At 32.4% G+C, this 17,213-nt stretch carries 16 protein-coding genes; 8 read left to right on the top strand and 8 right to left on the bottom strand.

From position 1 onward, the window contains the following. Nucleotides 1-76 precede the first annotated feature (76 nt). Entirely contained in the window at nucleotides 77-541 is a 465-nt protein-coding gene (locus IPO86_04530; GenBank protein ID MBK9727369.1) for a hypothetical protein, read from the top strand. Between the two features lie 80 nt (nucleotides 542-621). On the opposite strand, the gene IPO86_04525 is transcribed toward IPO86_04530, so the two are convergent. The 8 genes from IPO86_04525 to IPO86_04490 all read right to left on the bottom strand — a co-directional run bounded on the left by IPO86_04525 (nucleotide 622) and on the right by IPO86_04490 (nucleotide 7,083). After that, nucleotides 622-1,263: a hypothetical protein gene (locus IPO86_04525; protein MBK9727368.1), complete on the bottom strand. Its 642-nt coding sequence runs from the start codon at nucleotides 1,261-1,263 to the stop codon at nucleotides 622-624. A gap of 160 nt (nucleotides 1,264-1,423) precedes the next feature. Continuing rightward, the gene (locus IPO86_04520; protein MBK9727367.1) at nucleotides 1,424-1,867 is read right to left on the bottom strand and encodes a hypothetical protein; all 444 of its coding nucleotides are present in this window, start codon (nucleotides 1,865-1,867) and stop codon (nucleotides 1,424-1,426) included. Between the two features lie 19 nt (nucleotides 1,868-1,886). After that, nucleotides 1,887-3,131, bottom strand: a complete 1,245-nt coding sequence (locus tag IPO86_04515) for an ABC transporter permease (GenBank protein MBK9727366.1) — start codon at nucleotides 3,129-3,131, stop codon at nucleotides 1,887-1,889. After that, a complete protein-coding gene (locus IPO86_04510; GenBank protein MBK9727365.1) occupies nucleotides 3,128-3,757 on the bottom strand; it encodes an ATP-binding cassette domain-containing protein in 630 nt (209 codons plus the stop codon). Before IPO86_04510 ends, IPO86_04515 begins: the two co-directional genes overlap by 4 nt. 79 nt (nucleotides 3,758-3,836) lie before the next feature. Beyond that, the gene (locus IPO86_04505; GenBank protein MBK9727364.1) at nucleotides 3,837-4,826 is read right to left on the bottom strand and encodes an Omp28-related outer membrane protein; all 990 of its coding nucleotides are present in this window, start codon (nucleotides 4,824-4,826) and stop codon (nucleotides 3,837-3,839) included. Between the two features lie 169 nt (nucleotides 4,827-4,995). Then, entirely contained in the window at nucleotides 4,996-5,793 is a 798-nt protein-coding gene (locus IPO86_04500; protein MBK9727363.1) for a hypothetical protein, read from the bottom strand. After that, nucleotides 5,774-6,550: a UDP-2,3-diacylglucosamine diphosphatase gene (locus IPO86_04495; protein MBK9727362.1), complete on the bottom strand. Its 777-nt coding sequence runs from the start codon at nucleotides 6,548-6,550 to the stop codon at nucleotides 5,774-5,776. Before IPO86_04495 ends, IPO86_04500 begins: the two co-directional genes overlap by 20 nt. Next, on the bottom strand, nucleotides 6,547-7,083 hold the full coding sequence (locus IPO86_04490; GenBank protein MBK9727361.1) for a 3-hydroxyanthranilate 3,4-dioxygenase: 537 nt from the start codon (nucleotides 7,081-7,083) through the stop codon (nucleotides 6,547-6,549). Before IPO86_04490 ends, IPO86_04495 begins: the two co-directional genes overlap by 4 nt. A gap of 291 nt (nucleotides 7,084-7,374) precedes the next feature. Here IPO86_04490 and IPO86_04485 point away from each other — a divergent pair, with 291 nt between their 5' ends. The 7 genes from IPO86_04485 (at nucleotide 7,375) to IPO86_04455 (ending at nucleotide 17,194) form a co-directional block, all read left to right on the top strand. Further along, nucleotides 7,375-9,135 carry a hypothetical protein gene (locus IPO86_04485; GenBank protein ID MBK9727360.1) on the top strand — a complete coding sequence of 587 codons (1,761 nt, stop codon included), beginning with the start codon at nucleotides 7,375-7,377 and terminating at the stop codon, nucleotides 9,133-9,135. A 159-nt stretch (nucleotides 9,136-9,294) separates the two neighbouring features. Next, entirely contained in the window at nucleotides 9,295-10,005 is a 711-nt protein-coding gene (locus IPO86_04480) for a YebC/PmpR family DNA-binding transcriptional regulator (protein ID MBK9727359.1), read from the top strand. Nucleotides 10,006-10,021: 16 nt separating this feature from the next. Then, a complete protein-coding gene (locus IPO86_04475) occupies nucleotides 10,022-11,962 on the top strand; it encodes a glycosyltransferase family 39 protein (protein MBK9727358.1) in 1,941 nt (646 codons plus the stop codon). Beyond that, nucleotides 11,959-14,877: a serine hydrolase gene (locus IPO86_04470; protein MBK9727357.1), complete on the top strand. Its 2,919-nt coding sequence runs from the start codon at nucleotides 11,959-11,961 to the stop codon at nucleotides 14,875-14,877. The genes IPO86_04475 and IPO86_04470 overlap by 4 nt, the downstream gene beginning before the upstream one ends. Nucleotides 14,878-14,934: 57 nt before the next feature. Continuing rightward, nucleotides 14,935-16,152 carry an ABC transporter permease gene (locus IPO86_04465; GenBank protein ID MBK9727356.1) on the top strand — a complete coding sequence of 406 codons (1,218 nt, stop codon included), beginning with the start codon at nucleotides 14,935-14,937 and terminating at the stop codon, nucleotides 16,150-16,152. 20 nt (nucleotides 16,153-16,172) lie between these two features. Continuing rightward, complete coding sequence (locus IPO86_04460) at nucleotides 16,173-16,547, top strand: hypothetical protein (protein ID MBK9727355.1); 375 nt, start codon at nucleotides 16,173-16,175, stop codon at nucleotides 16,545-16,547. Next, nucleotides 16,544-17,194 carry a peptidylprolyl isomerase gene (locus tag IPO86_04455; protein ID MBK9727354.1) on the top strand — a complete coding sequence of 217 codons (651 nt, stop codon included), beginning with the start codon at nucleotides 16,544-16,546 and terminating at the stop codon, nucleotides 17,192-17,194. Before IPO86_04460 ends, IPO86_04455 begins: the two co-directional genes overlap by 4 nt. The last annotated feature ends 19 nt before the right edge of the window (nucleotides 17,195-17,213 follow it).

Raw genomic sequence — 17,213 nt, 5'->3', positions numbered from 1 at the left:
GGACTTTATGAAATACTCTGATTTAAAAAAAAGCAGTATCATTGCTTACTTTTAATTTAATTCTAAAAATATTTATATGAAAACTTTATTTACAAGCTTGCTTTTTAATGTTTTTTTAATTACAAATGCGAATGCTCAGAAAACGTATGTTTGGGAATATTATAAAGTTCAAATTACGGTACCCGATGATTTTAGAGTAAAAACAAATGATGATCATAATTTTGACATGAAAGGTGATGGCATGGATCTATCGATGCATATTTTCGAAGAAAATGTTGCAATTGATGATTTGGATGATGCAACTATAGAGGGTGCAAAAGTGTTTGAAATGACAGAAATTGATGAAGCAACAAAAGTTACTGTTAATGAATTAGCCGGGTATTATGTAGAAGGTTTTAAATCCGGATTTAGAGTCATCTTTGCTGGATTGGGGGATCCAAATACCCACACCAACTTTTTCCTGGTAATTACATTTGATGATGATGACAAAGAAGCTGAAAAAACTGCTTTGGAAATCATTGAATCCTTAGATATTCTTTAAATAATTATAAATAATATTCTGAATTGAATATTTAAGATTGATACGACATTAAAAGATCCCGTATTATATAAAGGAATTCTTTACTTTCTTTGATACGGGAATTTTTTCGAGGCATTTTTCATAAGCCCTTTTGTTAATTGCTCGCTATTACTTCCGACACTTCCTTCTGCCACCCAATCATATTTCCACAATAGATCGCTGTTTTTCTTATTGTGAATAGTCATACTTACATTCACTTTATTGGTTGATGTCCAGGTTCCAAAAATAAAACCAACTGCAATTGCGCCTGCTTCAGACATAGGTTTATCCATAGATACTTTACCGGAAACCACGGCATCAACACCTAAGATATTGCATATTTCTTCCTTACTTATGTCTCTTAATTTTTCATAACTCATTCCTGCCTTTGTTAACGATGTATTCGTTTTGTCAATATCCTGAAAAGTTACAGTGTATTTGTTTTTAGACATTTCCTTTAAAAAATAAGTGTAGGAATGGTTCTGAATTGAAAATCCTGTTTTCTTCTCGTCCTCCCGAATCATTTCTTGAGTTACATCTTTAGGTAGTTTCTTTATCGCAATCGTAACATCAAAAGGCAATATTGCTACTGTTTTATGTTTCGATTTAACCTGGTCAAAATCTGGAGACAAATAAATCGTTGGACCACATGAAGTCATGATTCCTACAAATAAAACAAAGGCCAAAAAATGAATCGCTTTCATATCATTAAACTATTTTATAAATGGCAAAGTTAATACTAATTTAAGCTTATTGGTCTATTAAGTTTTACCAAATTTCAATAAGAAAATAACGAAAAACAGGAATTATAGTACAAAACAAACGAATTCGTTTCAATTTACAAAATTTGCATTTCAAGCCAAACTATAATTTTTCAACTTCTACCATCAGGTACATCAATCGGTTGATATCCTTCTCATTTAAAATCAACTTACCTTTGATTTCAATCGGTTCTGAAGTATATTGAATTGGTTCCTTAGCTTGAATTTCAATGACCGTTTCTGGTCCTGCTTTCCCACAAAAAAAACAACTTGAATATGGAAATGCAGAAAAAACAAATTCTGTATGGCTTTTAAACCCATCCGTAGGAATAATATAACCTTTTAACTGGATGATTTTTCCAGCCAAAGATTTTACATCTGAACTGAAAACCGGACGATCAACTTTAATCCCTAATAAAGCATCATATTCTTTCTTATAGCTTACTTTAGATAATGCAGGCCACATACTTTGAGCCTCCAAAATATTCAACTGAAAACCAAAACAAAAAATAAAAAATAAAAAAACTTTCAAAAATTTAAGTAGCATTATTTATAAAATAAATTTATTAGGATGATAAGGTTTGATGAATATCCCTTCGGATTACTTTTATGGCTGGAATTAAACAAGATACTAATCCAAGACCAATACCAATTCCAAATAATAAAAATTCCTCCTTAACAAAAACAAGACCTTCAATTCCATATTTAATTTGAAGTTCTAATGAACTCGATAATACAGTTAACAATATATGGGCGAAAAAGATTCCAATCAATAAGCCAATACTGCTCAAGATAAATCCTTCCAATAAAATCCAAAATAAAATTTTATTAAAAGATGCACCTCCTAAACGCAATACTGCAATTTCGAATTTTCGTTCTTCCATTGCTTGCCAAATACTTATAAATAAGCTTAAAGTTGCTAATAGCGTTAGCAAGATTGCTAAAATAGTTACCAATTCTGATGCCGAGCCTGTAAGCTCATATAATCGATTCAATTCGATAGCAGGATTTGCAGCCATCATACCAGTATTTTCATTGATACTTCGTCCAAAATTTAAAGATTGAATATTCGTACCTTTAAAGGATAATAAAACTGAAGTGATTTGTCCTTCCTTGTCTTTTAAAGATCTATTGTCTATACAAGGAATATCCTGCGTATGTGCAGGATGGCCTTCTTCATCTTCAACTGGATGCATTGCCCAATAGCTTGAAATAGATACAAAAATAAGTCGATCTAAAACGCCCCCAGTTTGTTTTAAAATTCCTGTTACCTGAAATTGCTGATCATGGCTATGAGTCATATCTCCATCTGTAACCAATCCATGACCTGATAAAAATTCAGAACCTAATGCTAATTTCAATTCCTTTGCAACGGCAGACCCTATCACAGCATCCAGATCCTTTTTAAAATATGCACCACTATTTAATTCCAAATTAAACCAAGGAAAATATTCAAGGGTTGTCCCGACTATTCGATATCCATTAAATTGGTCTCCCAATGCTAATGGTATGGCTGCTTTAATAATTGGATGTTCTGGATTTAGAAAAACCCTTGCTTCCTTCAAATCAATATTGCCCGTAGGTGCATCAATATGAAACAAATTGCATAATACGGTTTGTAAAGGACTTCCTTTTGCACAAAGTATCAAATCTACATCATCCAGGTTCTTCTCAAAATGATCTTTAAATTGAATATCTATTAATAAGGTAATTGTAATTAGTCCTGCGGCAATAGCAATCAATAAAATGTTAAAAAAAAACCGCAATGGCTTTGTGATTAAATTTCTCCAGGCGATATAAAATCCGTTCATGACAATTGCACTTGATGATTCACTAATTTTTTCAAGCGCAAATCATGCGTCACGATAACCAAACTTGCATGCATCGATTTTGCATGTTCCAACATAATATTAGCGATTAAATCTGCATGATAATCATCCAGTGCAGAGGTAGGTTCATCTGCTAAGATAATCTTGGGTTTATGAATTAAAGCCCTCGCAAAATTTAAGCGTTGAAGTTCTCCCTGGGATAAACTTTGAATATTTTGATTTACCAAACCAAGAATTCCAAGTTGATTCAACAACTCACAAATGAAATCCAAATTTTTTATTGCACCGCCAAGGGTTTGAAATAAAAGTAAATTGTCTAAAACATTTAAGGAAGATATAAAATGAGATTTTTGCAAAACTACACCAATATTTTTTGCTCTGAATAAATCCATTGCAGAAGCACTCAATTTTGTAATATCCGTATCTTGAATTTGTATTAAACCATTTTGAGATTTCAATAAACCACACATCAAATGTAACCAGGTTGATTTGCCACATCCTGAAGGGCCTAAGAGTAAAAGGGATTCTCCAGATTGACAAAGTATTTCAGGAAACTCAAAAACCCGGGTTGAATTATAACTATACTTTATGTCACTTGCTTTTAACATGCTTTCATGGATCTATAAAACTAAAATAGCTGCTCTTAAATTTGAGCAGCTATTTTATGAATATAAATTTTAAAATTTATTAATCCTTTAACCATTTTCTTGAAATTTTATCTTTTCCTGATTGAATTTTTACAAAATAAATGCCTTTTGCATATTGTGCCACGGGTAATTGAAATTGAGTTGCTCCATACTTTAAGTTAGCACTGTAAATTTCTGTTCCAAACAAATTTGTAATACTTAATTTAGGGGAAGTAGATAAAGATTGTGTCCACTGTAAATTCAATATTTCTTTTACTGGGTTAGGATAAATGCTAAATTGGGAAAAATCGGATACGTCCTTATTTGCAGTTAATGCATCAAATTTTGTTCCGCTATTCAATACTTCTTTATTTGCTACATCCTGAATCCATGCTAAAATATAGACCTGATTTTCAATCCAACTTGGCGGTATGGAAAGAGTATATGCTTTATTGACAGATGAACCTGACCCAGCTAACTGAATATCATCCCCATCAGAAGCACTTAAAAAATCTCTAAATACATTATAATGTATTTTTTCACCATTTGGAGATGCATAATTGAGTTCCTTTTCTAAAGCTACAACATATAATTTATAGGTACCGGATGGTTTTGTACCTAAAGTCTTAATTTCCAAACTCACATTCCTGTTTGTAGTACCTGTTTCCGTTACTTTGACTTCGATTGGAGATAATTTATTCAATTCTGCATTTAAATTCGCAGCCGTCACGGATCCTGCAGATTTTTTTGTCAATCCGTTTATAACCACGGTGGGTGTGCCATTGATACCATAAAAATTGCTTCTTTGAGCGTTATCTGTTGGGTTTGCCTGATATAACAAACAATTTGAATATGGAATTGGAGGATGGACAGTCATGTGGTGATATTGGTTCTTATAATTAGCCAATAATGCATAAAATCCAGGATTGGAACCAGCACAAATACCACATCTTGAATTTGTAAAATGCTCCAGAAAAATATAGCGTTTTGCCTGCGTGTAGGCCTGTCCAATAAATAATATTAAGCTTAATAATAGTAAAGTTTTCTTCATAGCTTCCTGTTTTACAAAATTTAAGGCAATATTAATCTAAAACGATTGAAAATCAGGAATGTTTAGTCAAATTTGAAAGTAAAATAGAAAATTTAACAATAAATCAACTTTAGCTAATTTAAAGGACTCCAAAATTCATTACCTAAAGGTAATAAACGGGCTTAATGACTCAATTGAGATTCCACCGGATAATCCTGAGCCGGCCTCCTTCCAGCCAAACTAAATACTCCCTGTTGACAGCAAAAGAATGGATGGCTTTACTTGAATTTATGATCAATGTTTCGACCTGGGTTTTTAAATCAGATTTCATAATTTGGTTGTCTTCTAGATAAAACAAAGCATCTCCAAAAATATCGATTTTCTCAATTTTAGGATTCAACCACCTTTTATCTTCAAACAATAAATTATTAAAACGGATGATGCCGATTCCTGTTCGTAATAAATATAAATAGGAATTATGATGCTTTAATTGCGATTGAATCCTAACATCTTGTCTTCGATCATCATTTATGGGATCAGAATAAATTATTTTTTGGTCCTGATAATTTTTCAATTTCAATACATTATTAGAAAATAAACCGATAACATCGGTAGAAAATTGGCAAACAGCACTTTCAAGGTTTAATTCAGGTTCTTCATAAGATCCTATAATACTAAGGCTTTCATCCAATAATACGATTTTATAATCTCCGGGATAAAACAAAATACATTTAAAGGGATCACTTACATCCATTAAAGCCTGATCCCAACCCCTGTTAAAACTAATTTTTTTCAATACGTTCAGGTTCATATTGCATTTTGCAATGCTTTTCTCAGTATCATTTACTAAATATAAATTATTAAGTGGATCAAGATAAATTTCATTTGCTTGAAATACCGTATCCAGGATTAATTCATATTGTTGTTGCGCATACAAATGAGATGCAGTAAAAAAAAGGATAAAATAATTAAGGATAAATTTTCCCATGTTCGTTTTGATAAAATTGAAGCTCAAGAACTCCATTTTTTAAAATACCAAAAGATTGAAAGCTAATCCAATCGCCCAAATTGATATACCTCGATGTTCCATTTTTTAAAGTAAAATCTATGGGTAGATGTCGATGTCCAAATACAAAATAATCAAAATATTTTTCTTGTAGTTTAAATTCTGCATATTGAATCAGCCATTCTTTTTCGGAACCTAAAAAAAATTGAACCGGATCCTGAGCTTCCCGACTTTTAGAGCTGAAATAGTCTGCCAACCCAATCCCAAGATCAGGATGCAGCCACTGAAAAAGCTTTTGCGCAAATGGATTTGAAAACAATTTTTTTAAACGTTTGTAACCATAATCACCAGGGCCAAGGCCATCACCATGACCTATCATAAATTTTTTACCTTGGATTTCAACTTCTATAGGTTTGTGGTAAATGGGGATCTCAAGTTCTTTTTGGAGATAATCAAACATCCATAAATCATGGTTACCCGTAAAATAATACACTGGGATTCCGGCGTCCTTTAACTCGGCAAGTTTACCAAGGATCCTTATAAATCCACGAGGAACAACTTTTTTATAATCAAACCAGAAATCAAAAACATCACCTACCAAATATAAGGCATCCATATCTGATTTATAGGTATTGATCCAATTTACAATGCGTTTTTCACGATCAAAAGTTTGAACTCTACCGGCAGAACCGAGATGAAAATCAGAAGCAAAATAAACAGCGCTCAAATTCTGGCTTATGAAGGATCTACAAAACGAGAATCAGCTTCCATAATGGATCCGCAATTTGGACAGGTTCGCATTTTTTCAGAGCTGTAAAATTCCTTAAAACGAGGGATAAAATCCTTTTCAATATTAGTCAATGGGAAATAAGTATCATGTAACTTGGTATTGCAGTTATCACAAAACCACATTAATCCATCATGCTCGCCTTTTTTGCGTTTTGCTTCGATAACCAATCCAATGGTTCCGGCTGGTCGCATGGGTGAATGTGGTGTATTCGCCGGCAATAAGAAAATTTCTCCTTCTTTTATTGGAATGTCCACAGCTTTCCCTTCCTCTTGAATTCTCACATTAATATCACCTTCTAATTGGAAATACCATTCTTCTGTTTCATTGTAATGATAATCCTTTCGCGCATTTGGACCCGCCACGACCATCACAATAAAATCATCTGCATCCTGATACAAATTGCGATTCCCTACAGGAGGCTTTAATTCAGCTCTATGTTCTTCCACCCATTTGTGGATGTTAAAAGGTCTACGAACGGCCATAATACGAATTTTAGATAAAGGTATTGAAATCTCAAGAATTGAGATAAAAATAACGAATATCAAATTGAAATGGCAAAAAATATGAAAAACGATCGCCTAAACGCAAAATAAAATAGCAGTCCAAGGAATCAAACAAATTCAGCAAAAATTTACGGTACGCTACCAATCTTGTCTAATTTAAATTCGAAGCAATCAAAATTCTTATCTTGACTTATATTAAAAATCTATATCCATTGCTATGGCTTCAAAATTTAGCAATTTTCATTCATCTTTGCAAAAATTTTTATTATAATGAATACATTTTTGAATTCATCCCTTATATTAACATGTTTATTTTTGCAGAGTAATTTAAAATGTCAATTACTGGTCACTCCATTTGAAAAAAACAACCGGCAATCAACGAATTACTATGAATGCATCGCTTTTTATAAAAATCTTGAAAAATCTTCTAAACTCATAAAAGTTTATGAGTCTGGTGCTTCAGATGTCTCCTATCCGATTCATACCGTTATTATAAGTACCAATAAAGAATTTGATCCACAAAAAACCAGAAGGTCTGGAAAAGCTGTTTTACTAATTAATAATGGCATTCATCCTGGGGAACCAGATGGAATTGATGCTAGTATGATTTTCGCCCGGGAATTGATAAATGATCCATTCTATCGAAAAATATTGGACCATTTAACAATTGTAATTATACCCATTTACAATGTTGGAGGAAGTTTATTAAGAAATAAACATAGTCGTGCCAATCAAAATGGACCAGAAGAATATGGTTTTCGAGGAAATTCGCAAAACCTTGATCTGAATCGCGATTTTATTAAATGTGATTCTAAAAATGCAGAAACTTTTACAAAATTATTTCAATTTTGGAATCCTGATGTTTTTCTGGAAACCCATACTTCTGATGGTGCTGATTACCCTTATTCAATGACTTTGATCAGCTCTCAACGACATAAAATGCAATCTGATTTAGGGAATTATATGTATACTAAATTTTTACCCAATTTTTTAAGTGAAATGAAAGACAATGGCTTGGAAGTCTGCCCATATGTAATGGTAAAAGAGGATCCAATCAATGGAATTTATGACTTTTTAGATCTTCCAAGGTATTCCACAGGTTATGCTTCATTATTTCATACAATATCGTTTATGAGTGAATCTCATATGCTTAAATCATACGATGTAAGGGTGAATTCACAAAAGAAATTAATAAAAAGTTTAGCTTCCTTAACCGCCCTTAAAAAAACTGAAATCCTGGAATTCAGAAAACTTGCCCGAATAAAATTAAGAGATCAAAAATTAATATCCCTTAATTGGATATTACAGTCAGATCAATTCGATAGTTTAAATTTTCGAGGATACAAGCAAGATACTTTTACAAGTGAAGTTACCGGATTGGCTCGATATAAATATAACCCTTCGAAATTATATGAAAAGAAAATTCCTTATTACAATGTATTTAAATCAAATCTTAAAATTGAAAAACCTGATGCTTATGTAATTCCAGCAGCTTATACTCAAATCATTGAGCGCTTAAAATGGAATGGTGTGCGTATGCAGCCACTTCAAAAAGATAGTTTAGTAGAAGCTGAATATTATAGAATCATCCATTATAATTCCCCGCAAACTCCATACGAAAACCATTACTTACATGCTCAAGTAAATGTCGATACTGTTCACATGAAAAAACTATATTTCAAAGGTGATTATATCATACCAACAGATCAAGATGCCGTCAGATATATTGTTGAAACACTAGAACCGCATGCACCCGACTCTTATTTTGCCTGGAATTTTTTTGACGGTATTTTACAACGTAAAGAATATTTCTCAGATTATTTATTTGAAGATGTTGCCCCGGATTTGCTAAAGAATAATCTTCCATTGAAAACGGAATTTGAAAAAAAGAAAAAAGAGGATCCTGAATTTTCAAAAGATGCAAATGAAATGCTCCATTTCATTTATTCCAAGTCCATGTATAGTGAAGCTGGATATATGATTTACCCTGTGGCCCGATGGTTTTCTAAAATGAAACATTCTTTAAAATGACATTAATTTTTGCTTTCATATAGGATATTACTTGTTTTAATTTTTCAATTAACTTATTATATAATCTTGTTTTTCAGCTACTTAGCTTCATTACTTGTAAAATAAACTAGAATTTTTGCAGTGGCTGGTTATCTTTGCCACGCCTAAATCAATTTATTTATGGGTCGTATTTTTGAAGTTAGAAAACATAAGATGTTTGCTCGTTATGCTAAAATGAGTAAGCAATTCTCAAGAGTAAGCAAGGAAGTGTTTATGGCTGTGAAAGCAGCTGGGCCCAATCCAGATAATAATTCCCGTCTCCGCGCGGCAATTCAGAATGCTAAGTCATTCAATATGCCGAAAGATAGACTCGATGCAGCTATTAAAAAAGCTTCGTCCAAAGATGAAAAAGATCTTGAAATTATGACCTATGAAGGATATGGTCCTTATGGCATTGCCGTACTTGTTGAAACCGCTACAGATAATCCAACAAGAACCGTAGCAAACATCCGGATGTATTTCAATAAATATGGAGGAAGCCTTGGCACCAGTGGTGCAGTGGAATACTTATTTGAACATAAATGTAATTTCAGAATTCGAAAAACCGCCACGATCGATCCTGAATCGTTAGAATTAGATTTGATTGATGCGGGTTGTGAAGAGCTCTCTGTGGATGGTGATGAAATTATAATTTATGGCCCTTTTGATTCCTTTGGTAGCATGCAGCAATATTTTGAAGCACATGAAATTGAGATTATAGCTTCTGGATTTGACAGAATCCCTACTGCTACAAAAAAATTAACTCCAGAACAAGAAGAAGAAGTCAATAAAATGTTAGATAAAATTGAAGAAGATGAAGATGTACAAAATGTTTACAGCACCATCGAATAAATAGTTTTCTGATCTTATGACTACCGGTATTCCATCTTTTATTCAAGTATTTTTTTACGATGGAAAATTTCATAAATTGTTTCTGGTATTATTTTCCTTTCTATTATATGTTAACACTTTAGGGCATGAATTTGTATTGGATGATGGAATTGTTATAACAGAAAATAAATTTGTAAAATCTGGAATATCTGGTATCTCAAATATCCTAACAAAGGATTCATTTTACGGATTTTTTAAAAAAGAAGGAAAAGAAAAACTTGTTGCTGGTGGGCGATACCGACCGATGAGTTTAATATTTTTTGCAATTTTATATCAACTTTTCGGAGAAGATTCACAAATCTTTCATTTTTTTTCTATTCTGGCTTATGGTTTATTAGGCTTGATTATATATAGTACTTTAAAATCATTACTAAAAAATTATGATCCAAGTTTCGGAATGCCATTGGCATTTGTGACCAGTCTAATTTTTATTGCACATCCAATACATACAGAATGCGTTGCTAATATTAAAGGCCTTGATGAAATTTTAGCACTTCTGTTTTCTATGCTTTCCTTTTATTTTTCTTTGCGATATTTTGATTCCCAAAAACTTACAGATCTTCTATTTTCAGGAGCGCTATTGCTTTTTGGATTGCTTTCAAAAGAAAATGCAATTTCCTATGTTTTCATTATCCCGTGTGCTTCTTATTTGATTTATAAACAAAAAAACAAATCCCTGTTTTGGCTGTCTGCAAGTCTATGTTTAGCAACCATAATATTTGTCATTATGAGGTCAAATATCCTTGGGTTTAATCCATTTTCAACAGTATCTAAAGAACTTATGAATAATCCGTTTTTGAAATATCAAAATGGGATTGCCACTCCAATGGATTTTGGAGAAAAATTTGGAATTATTGGTTATACTTTATATGAATATATTCGTTTATTATTTTTTCCACATCCTCTTACGCATGATTACTACCCAAAACAAATTCCAACTTTAGGCCTCTGGTCAATTCAATCGATATTGTGTTATCTATGCTATAGTATAATTCTATTTTATGCTTGGATTAAAAGAAATATAAATCCTGAGATTACTATTTCTGCATTATGTTTCATGCTGCCCTTAGGTTTGGTTTCAAATATTTTATTTCCTATTGGCACAAATATGGGTGAACGATTTTTATTTATGCCATCCCTTGGATTTAGTATCTTTATAAGTTATCTATTATTTAAATATTTTCGTTTAAAATTAAATATAATTTTTTATATACTTTGTCCATTAATTCTAGGATACGCTATTAAAACCTTCGTTAGAAATCCAGCATGGCATGATAACGAAACTTTATTTAAAACGGATGCTAAAACTTCTGTAAACAGCGCTAAAATTCATAATGGTATCGCAGGAATTTTATTAGAAAAAGTACCTGAGATGAAGGATACTGCAGCGATTCGATCGATTACAAATATCGCTAAAAAAGAATTAGACATAGCCCTTAAAATTCATCCTCTTTATATGGAAGCGAACTTACAATTAGGGAATGTGTATTTCTTTAATAAAAATTATGATGAAGCGATTCTGCAATACAATAAAGTTTTAAAGAGCCTTCCGGAAGATGAAGACGCATTTAAAAATTTACAATATGCCTTAAGGGAAAAAGGCAGGCAAATAGCTATGTTAACAGGCAATGTTCCATTGGCTAAAGATTATCTTAAACAATCCTTGGGCATGAACCCAGATGATCTAGAAGCTACGATGCTTATGGGAATAGCAGAAGGCTCTACGGGTAATACGGAGGAAGCAATAAAATATTTTCGAAAAGTATTAGTGAAAGAACCTAAAAATGCACAAGCATATTTCAATTTAGGTATTACTTATAAAAATGCAAATCAAATTACCAAATCAGATTCATTTTTTAATCAGGCATTTATATTGGATTCGAAGATTTATGAAAAAAACGGAGCAGATAAAAAATGAAAAACATTTTAATTACTATCCTTTTCTTTTGCTTTTTGAATTTATCATATGGTCAACAAAATGGTCAAAAAGCATGGGTAGATAGTGTCTTAAATAAGCTCTCGGTAGAGCAAAAATTAGGTCAGTTATTCGTAATCCGATCCTTTGCTACGAATACAGACGAATCCCTCCAAAATATTCTTTCCTTGATTCAAAATTATCATGTGGGAGGTGTTTGTTTCTTTAAAGGGACCATTCCAAAAATGATAGAATTAAATAATTTATATCAATCTAATGCTAGCATTCCGCTACTCATGAGTATGGATGCAGAATGGGGATTAGGGATGCGAATGCTAGACGGATTTTCATTTCCAAAACAAATGAGCCTTGGTGCCATTCAAGACAACCAGTTAGTTTATAAAATGGGAAAAGAAATGGGTTATCAATTGAAAAGCGTTGGAATCCATATGAATTATGCACCCGTTCTAGACATCAATAATAATATCAATAATCCGGTGATCAATGAGCGTTCCTTTGGCTCCAATCGAAAACAAGTTCTTGCCAAATCGTTTGCTTTAATGCAAGGTATGCAAGATGCTGGTGTACTTGCATCTTTAAAACATTTTCCAGGGCATGGAGATACAGAAATTGATTCCCATCATGATTTGCCAACTTTAAGTTATTCAAAAAAGAGAATTGATAGTCTTGAGATGTTTCCTTTTAAAGGCATTTTAAACTTTAATCCGGCATCTATCATGGTTGGACATTTAAATATCCCTTCCCTTGATTCTTCAAGCCAATTGCCCGCCACCTTATCGAAACGAATCATTATAGATTATTTAAGAAATTCCCTTGGCTATCAAGGATTAATTATTACGGATGCATTAGAAATGAAAGGCATTACAAAAACATTTTCAACGGGTGAAATTGCAATCAAAGCGTTTCAGGCAGGCAATGATATACTTTTATTAAGTGAAAATGTACCAGAAGCTGTTGCAGCATTAAAACAAGCCTTAGTAGATCAGTTGATTTCTGAAACAGAATTAAATGAAAAAGTTACCCGCATTTTGATTGCAAAATATAAAGTTGGTTTACATCATTTGAAACCGATTCTATTGGATACCCTGGGTCTCAAAATGTCTACTCGCAGATCGAAAGTATTGAAAGAACAAATTTTTAAAAAAGCAATCACATTAGCCCGGGATCCTAATAAACTGGTTCCAATACAAAAAATTCCATCCAATATTATTTCTTTAAATTTGAATGCCCCACTGAATAATATTTATCAAAAAAGATTACAGGATTATACCAATGTAAATACCTATTCTATTAATACTTTACAAGAACTTACGCCTGAAATAGAAAATGCACTTCAGAATTCCGAGCTCATCCTTATTTCAGTACACAAGTTAAATTATCTGGCAGCAAAAAACTATGGATTAAATTTAGAACTCATACAAAAGCTCAATTCCATATTAGTTTATAAAAAAAATATTATTAATTTTTTTGGTTGTCCGTATGCGAGTATGTATTTTCCTACTTCAAGTAGTATGCTGCTCCTGTATGAAGATAATGATTTTACACAGGATTTAGCAGCGCAATTATTATTTGGTGCAGATGCAATTCTTGGAAATTCTCCAATTACAGCAGGAATGTATTTAACAGAAGGCAAAGGAATCCATAGACCTTCCTTATCAAGAATTGGATTTAGCTTTCCCGAATCTCAAGGAATGAATATGGATACCCTTCAGAAAATTGACAGTATTGCGTATGAATTAATTTTTAATAAAGCTGCACCTGGTTGTCAGGTTGTTGTAATTAAAAATCAACAGGTAGTTTTTAGAAAGGCGTACGGATATTTTACGTATGATTCGGTTCAAACCGTTGAAAATCAAACTATGTATGACGTTGCTTCACTAACTAAAATTATCTGCAGTGCACCTATTTTAATGATATTGAATGATCGCAATCTAATTCAATTTCAATCGACTTTTTCGCGCTATTTACCTGAATTTTCAACCAGCAATAAATCTGATTTAAGTATTAAAGATTTCATGTTGCATCAAGGTAAGTTAGTATCCTGGATACCATTTTACAAATCAACTTTAACACAGCCTGATTCCATAAATCGTTTCAATCCATCCTATTATAGCACAAGCCCTTCCCTAAAATTTAATATTCCTGTCTGTGATAGTTTTTATCTGCTTTCAAGTTTTAGAGATTCTATTTTTACAAAAATCCTGGAATCTAATCGTTTAAATGAGAAAAAATATTTATATTCTGATATCGGTTTTTACTTTTTGCCTAAACTTATTTTGAAGCAAACCAAGCAAAGTTTTGAGAATTTCTATTTGCGAAATTTAATAATTCCAATAGGATTGCGTTTTACTACGTTTAATCCACTATTCCATCATTTTGAAAAAAATCAAATTGCACCAACTGAAATAGACAACTATTTTAGACATCGTGAAATAAGAGCCTACGTTCATGATATGGGTGCTGCCATGTTAGGTGGTGTAAGTGGACATGCAGGTGTATTTTCTACAGCTACCGAGGTTGCAATGATCTTGCAATTATTTTTAAATAAGGGAAATTACGGCGGCATTGAATATATAACGGCCGGCACGGTTTCAAAATGTATTGAACGCGATCCTGAATTCTCCAGAAGAGCATTGCTTTTTGATATGCCTGAATTGCAAGAAACGGACTTGCCTTATGTTTCCAGATTTGCATCTAAAAAAACATTTGGTCACCAGGGATTTACGGGTACTTGTGCCTGGGCAGATCCAGAAAATCAACTTATATTTGTTTTTTTATCCAATCGTACCTATCAAGATTCAAAATCGAATTTATTACATAAAAACAGATATAGAACAAAAATTCAGGACCTTATATATCGTTCTATTGAAAGTACTAAAAATAAGAGCTTAAACTAAACGGAGATTCTTGTTTAGATATTCCTAATAAATTGAATTGTAATCCAATAAAATCAAATGTTTCTCATCGCTAAAATTTCTTACAGATATTTGTTTGGAAAGAAATCTTCCCAGGCGATTCATTGGATATCTGGTATATCTATAATTGGTATTTCTGTGGGAACTGCCGCTTTGATCTTAGTACTTTCCGTGTTTAATGGCTTTGAGGGTTTATTATCTGGATTATTTAGTAAATACAATCCAGATATAAAAATTATTTCAAAACTTGGAAAAACGTTTCCTGAGGACCCTGAAATAATAAAGAAACTACATCAGATTCCAGGGGTTCTATTGGTAAGTCGCACACTAGAAGAAGTTGCTATGTTTCAATATGGAGATGCTCAGGAATTTGGAATTTTAAAAGGGGTAGATTCAAACTATGTAATTGTCTGTGCTGCAAATTCTGCTGTGTTAGAAGGTGCATTTGTTCCTGAAAAAGAAGGAGTTCCTTTAGCCAATATAGGCATTGGAATTCGCAATAAATTAGGCGTAAATCTAGAAAATTTTGAAGAAGCTGTAAATGTATTTGTACCCAATCATGAAGAAGCTATCAGTATTGCGAATTTTCCAAAAAAATATCCATTACAAGCGCAATCTGTTTATACATTTCATCAAGAAGCAGATTACTCAAATATAATTACTGGATTATCAGCGGTCCGGTTTATTCTCAACAAACCAAGTCAATTAAGTTCTATAGAAATTAAAATAGATCCAAAGGCTTCTTTCAAATCCATCGTGTTGGAAATTGAAAAAACGGTAGGCTCTAAATATGTAATCAAAGACCGGTATAAACAAGATGAGGCTTTCCTTAAAATTATGAAGCTTGAAAAATGGTTATTTTATGCCTTATTTTGTTTAACCTTACTTTTAGTTTCTTTTACGGTGGTTGGTGCGCTTTGGATGATCGTTTTAGAAAAACGGATGGATATTTCTGTATTAAAATCCATGGGAATGACAGACTTAAAAGCAAAACAAATCTTTATACAACTTGGCCTTTTAATTTGTTGGTTTGGACTTTTATTTGGGTATGTTCTTGCTGGCTTATTTTATTTTTTACAAAAGCAATATGAGATTATCGGTGTACCAGAAGATTTTATGGTAGATAGTTATCCTATAGAGATGCATTTTATTGACTTTTTATTGGTAGGCATTACGGTTATGATTATCGGTTTGCTTGCCTCTTTTTTACCTGCAAAAAAGGTAAACGAAATTTTACCCATATTCAGAGAAGAATAAATTCGTTAAATTTGCGGCGCATGGAAGTATGGGAACTTGAATTTGAATGGCTTAGAATCCGACATTTTGTTAAAAACAAGATCGGCCGAGATGAATTGCCAGACTTAAATGTTGTTCTTATCATGATTGGGATACAAGAATTGGGCATTCTTAAGACTGGAAGGCTTACAAAAGAAGAAAAAACTGATTTAATGCATATTGCATCATGCCGATTATTAAGTCTGGATGGGTATTATGAATTTCTAGGAAATGATCAGGACGGCTGGCCCCATTTTCAAATGGTAAAACCATTTCGGATAAAAGGTGTTAAGGAACAAGAACAATATTTAAAAGAAAAAATAATACAATATTTTAAAACTGAATTTCCATTAGAATTTAATCACATAAACGCATGAAAAATCTAATCTTACTATTAATTCTTTCCTTGAGTTTTTTAACTTCTTGTAGCAAGATGAGCTCCAAAGAAACGATTGTACTTATTGAAACCCCACTGGGAAATATGAAAGCAAAGCTTTACAATAGTACACCAAAACACAAAGAGAATTTTATTAAATTAATCAAAGAAGGTTATTATGATGGATTATTATTTCATAGAGTAATTAAGAATTTTATGGCACAGGGGGGCGATCCATTTTCAAAAGACGCGCCTCCTGGTATCATGTTAGGCTCTGGAGGCCCTACAACAAAAATTCCAGCAGAAATAGGAAAATTTCATTTTAAAGGTGCTCTAGCAGCGGCCAGGCTTGGAAATCAATCCAATCCAAATAAAGAATCTTCAGGCTCCCAATTTTATATTGTACAAGGTCAAAAAGTGAATGCCTCACAATTAAATATGATGACAAACGGAAAGCAAATAAAATATACGAATGAAGAAATAAAAAAATATGAAACATTAGGGGGTGCGCCGTTTCTAGATGGTGACTATACTGTATTTGGCGAATTGATTGAAGGCTTACAAATAATTGATATTATTTGTAATGCCGAATGCGATCAATACAACCGGCCTGTTAAAGATATTAAAATGAAACTTAGCATATTATAAATATTTTTCTTTTTATAAA

It is taken from the genome of Saprospiraceae bacterium, assembly GCA_016717265.1.
Lineage (GTDB): Bacteria > Bacteroidota > Bacteroidia > Chitinophagales > Saprospiraceae > Vicinibacter.
The sequence above is the reverse complement of the archived record's forward strand: the minus strand, read 5'-3'. Positions and strand labels throughout refer to the sequence as shown.

Bases quoted from the DNA above. Each gene is read 5' to 3' on its own strand.
- IPO86_04530 (MBK9727369.1), top strand. From the start codon at position 77: ATGAAAACTTTATTTACAAGCTTGCTTTTTAATGTTTTTTTAATTACA.
- IPO86_04525 (MBK9727368.1), bottom strand. From the start codon at position 1,263: ATGAAAGCGATTCATTTTTTGGCCTTTGTTTTATTTGTAGGAATCATG.
- IPO86_04520 (MBK9727367.1), bottom strand. From the start codon at position 1,867: ATGCTACTTAAATTTTTGAAAGTTTTTTTATTTTTTATTTTTTGTTTT.
- IPO86_04515 (MBK9727366.1), bottom strand. From the start codon at position 3,131: ATGAACGGATTTTATATCGCCTGGAGAAATTTAATCACAAAGCCATTG.
- IPO86_04510 (MBK9727365.1), bottom strand. From the start codon at position 3,757: ATGTTAAAAGCAAGTGACATAAAGTATAGTTATAATTCAACCCGGGTT.
- IPO86_04505 (MBK9727364.1), bottom strand. From the start codon at position 4,826: ATGAAGAAAACTTTACTATTATTAAGCTTAATATTATTTATTGGACAG.
- IPO86_04500 (MBK9727363.1), bottom strand. From the start codon at position 5,793: ATGGGAAAATTTATCCTTAATTATTTTATCCTTTTTTTTACTGCATCT.
- IPO86_04490 (MBK9727361.1), bottom strand. From the start codon at position 7,083: ATGGCCGTTCGTAGACCTTTTAACATCCACAAATGGGTGGAAGAACAT.
- IPO86_04485 (MBK9727360.1), top strand. From the start codon at position 7,375: ATGAATACATTTTTGAATTCATCCCTTATATTAACATGTTTATTTTTG.
- IPO86_04480 (MBK9727359.1), top strand. From the start codon at position 9,295: ATGGGTCGTATTTTTGAAGTTAGAAAACATAAGATGTTTGCTCGTTAT.
- IPO86_04475 (MBK9727358.1), top strand. From the start codon at position 10,022: ATGACTACCGGTATTCCATCTTTTATTCAAGTATTTTTTTACGATGGA.
- IPO86_04470 (MBK9727357.1), top strand. From the start codon at position 11,959: ATGAAAAACATTTTAATTACTATCCTTTTCTTTTGCTTTTTGAATTTA.
- IPO86_04465 (MBK9727356.1), top strand. From the start codon at position 14,935: ATGTTTCTCATCGCTAAAATTTCTTACAGATATTTGTTTGGAAAGAAA.
- IPO86_04460 (MBK9727355.1), top strand. From the start codon at position 16,173: ATGGAAGTATGGGAACTTGAATTTGAATGGCTTAGAATCCGACATTTT.
- IPO86_04455 (MBK9727354.1), top strand. From the start codon at position 16,544: ATGAAAAATCTAATCTTACTATTAATTCTTTCCTTGAGTTTTTTAACT.